Genomic DNA, 2,689 nt, shown 5'->3' with positions numbered 1-2,689 from the left:
CATATAATCTTTATATGCTTCATTCACTTTCTTTTTACAAAGATTTTCCCATGATTCCTTTAGTTCTGATACCATATTGTTATAAGGGTTTGGGTCCATATCGCCTCCAAATCCTATCCACGCATCAGAGGCTACCTCACCCTTTTCATCTGAATAGGCTATTTCAAGGGGCGCTGGTGCATGCCCAGAGAACTCACAATTTTCCGATAAACAATGGTACCCTGGTTTACGTACTCCATATTTACAAAAAGGTGGAACAGGAGGAATAACTTCATCTTGGTCACCTATCCCGTAAAGACAATGTAGCTCCACAATGAGATGCGCAAACGCCACGTTTACAACCTACTTTCTCAATAAAACATTTGTCCTTATTAATTCTTTGCCACGTTCGAAGTATCCTGCCCGTTAGCTTAATGCCATTCCCGGTCTAATACTATATTTTCCAGTCTAATGGTTTATTTCAAGAATCCACAAAATAAAGGTCACATTGATTTGAGATCCGCTTAAAATAAATAAAAAAAGTAGCCGGTCGTGACCAGCTGCTTTTTTTATTTATTATTTCTTTTTCTATGTGCGAAATTATCTCCTCCGTTGCTTAGATGCAAATATTCATAAATATATTGCGCATTTCATCAACCAACTATTTGACGTTGAATTTTATATCAACTGTTGATTCTGATCAACAGATTATATTATACTATAGCCAGCAGAATAAATTACAGTAGCGAGGTGTTTATAAATGGAAGTCTCGAAAATGATAGATCTGCAGAAACTCGTTGAAGCATCAGGGCTTAATGTCGCACCGCAACAACTGGTTGAATTAATTGTACAGCAATACACGATGATTCAACCGGAAATTATTGATCGCTTCCATTTCTCCAATCAACGGATAAGCAGCATGCGAGAACAAAAGCTTCTTCGGGAAATTAAGAAAGGCTTGTATCTTCGAGAGGAAGTCGAAAATATGAGGGAACAGCAGATTAGCGGGAAACGGCTCGAAAAGTTCGGAGACTATAGATTGACACCAGCTTACGAGAACTATGTCGGCAACCTTATAATTGATAAGCTCCGTTTCTTCGACTGCTTGACCTGCGTAAGGGTAGATTCTAAAGATCAAAATTACAATCCTCAAAAAGATGAGTACAACATTCATTTAACGGAAGTCCTTAACACCGTGCATACAGCTTTTAAAGTTGGCAAGCATGTATATCTTTTGGAACATCGGGCATTTCAGTATGTTAGGAAGGAAGAGGATATACATGAAGTTTTAGACTCGGACAAGTACTGGTCTGAAAAATATACAGCGAGCAAGTTTCTGGATTTTCTTCAGCAGCCTACAGCTGAATATCTTGGCTGGACGAAAATAATGAGTTACGCTTCAATCGTTGAATCACTAACAAAATCGGTAAATATAGATTGACTATTAGAATCGTCGTAGCTCTAAGGTACCCGTTCAAGGTTTTTAGCTAACTATTGGGGATTGTCATCAAATATAAAAATTAACTGCCTAACCAATCAATCATCACAAAAAAGGAGTAGTTAAAAAATACATATTTGCAAAGTTAAGGTATGATAATTGGTGAAGAGGCAGCTAGTTATCTTTATCAGGTGAATCATCTATAAAACGATTTGTTATTCGCCATCGTCCCCTTCCGTGTTGTTGTTCCTTTTATGTTCTTCGGAACAGTTAAGTCAAAACAAAAACCGAGGCTATACAAAATAAAGGAAAGCCGCCCAGCCCGGTTTCTTACCCGGAAAAGGCGGCCGCTTAAATTTATCATCTTGGTAACAAACTCAGGAACTCCGGTAAAAGAGTCGACCCAAAATGCGGCCAGCTCTTTTAACATGACTATTAATAAGTAACGTAAGCAGTCCCACTTATTGTACCTGACGATGCAGTATCTTGAAATCCAAAATAATAAAGATGTGATGTATTTAAATTGTAAAATTTCACTGCAGGACTTGGAGATCCAGCAGTCCCATTCCAACTTGTCACACTTGAGCCTGTAGAGAGATCATAGCAATATATCGTATAAGTCCCAGCTCCAACACCCGAGTCTTTGGTGAAATCTGTTGAAACATAAATTTCTCCCGCAGTACTTGGTTGGAAATAATAGTTTGTATATAACAAAGATCGTAATCCTTCAATAGTTGCGGTATAGCCACCACTTCGATCTAAATTCCAAAATTGGGTTGGCTTATCCTTTGTCTTAGCTGCTACTCCATCTTTTGCACCAACTAAAACATCATTTACTTGCCCCAATTGCCCTAATGCCCGACCTGCAACTTCTTCAACTTGAGGAACTTCACTGTTTTGGGATAATGCTTTAGGGTTATTCAAATCATCCACAAAATTTGAATTTATGGCTTGACTTGGACTTCCCCCAACACTTACAGCTGGAGTTTGCGTAGCAGCTGATGCAGATACCGCAATAATTGAAACAATACTTAACGAAGCAAAAAGAGTGATAAGACTTTTCTTCATTTGATTCCCACACTACCTTTCCCTATCATATAGTTTACATTACATGGAAAATGTATCATGGTAATGTTAATCTAGCAACTAAATAATTTTTATATTTTGGAATTAATAGATAAATGAACCAAATGTCCCACGATAAAAAGGACTTCTGATGTATATCTCGACTCATCTTTATCAACAATTTAGACCTGATGCGTTGTTCCGAGA

The 2,689-nt window shown here is 37.8% G+C and carries 3 protein-coding genes; 1 reads left to right on the top strand and 2 read right to left on the bottom strand.

Going from position 1 to position 2,689, the window contains the following annotated elements:
* On the bottom strand, nucleotides 1-333 hold a 333-nt coding region (locus tag AC1DUA_RS32905), incomplete at its 3' end, for a hypothetical protein (protein WP_477503737.1).
* 406 nt (nucleotides 334-739) lie between these two features.
* On the opposite strand from AC1DUA_RS32905, the gene AC1DUA_RS32900 reads away from it, so the two are divergent.
* Nucleotides 740-1,420, top strand: coding sequence for a hypothetical protein (locus AC1DUA_RS32900; protein WP_477503736.1), 681 nt, complete (start codon nucleotides 740-742; stop codon nucleotides 1,418-1,420).
* 432 nt (nucleotides 1,421-1,852) lie between these two features.
* On the opposite strand, the gene AC1DUA_RS32895 is transcribed toward AC1DUA_RS32900, so the two are convergent.
* Nucleotides 1,853-2,485, bottom strand: coding sequence for a hypothetical protein (locus AC1DUA_RS32895; protein WP_477503735.1), 633 nt, complete (start codon nucleotides 2,483-2,485; stop codon nucleotides 1,853-1,855).
* Nucleotides 2,486-2,689: the final 204 nt, after the last annotated feature.

This window comes from Paenibacillus sp. 01T422, from assembly GCF_056398785.1.
This window is presented reverse-complemented; position numbering and strand designations above follow the sequence as displayed.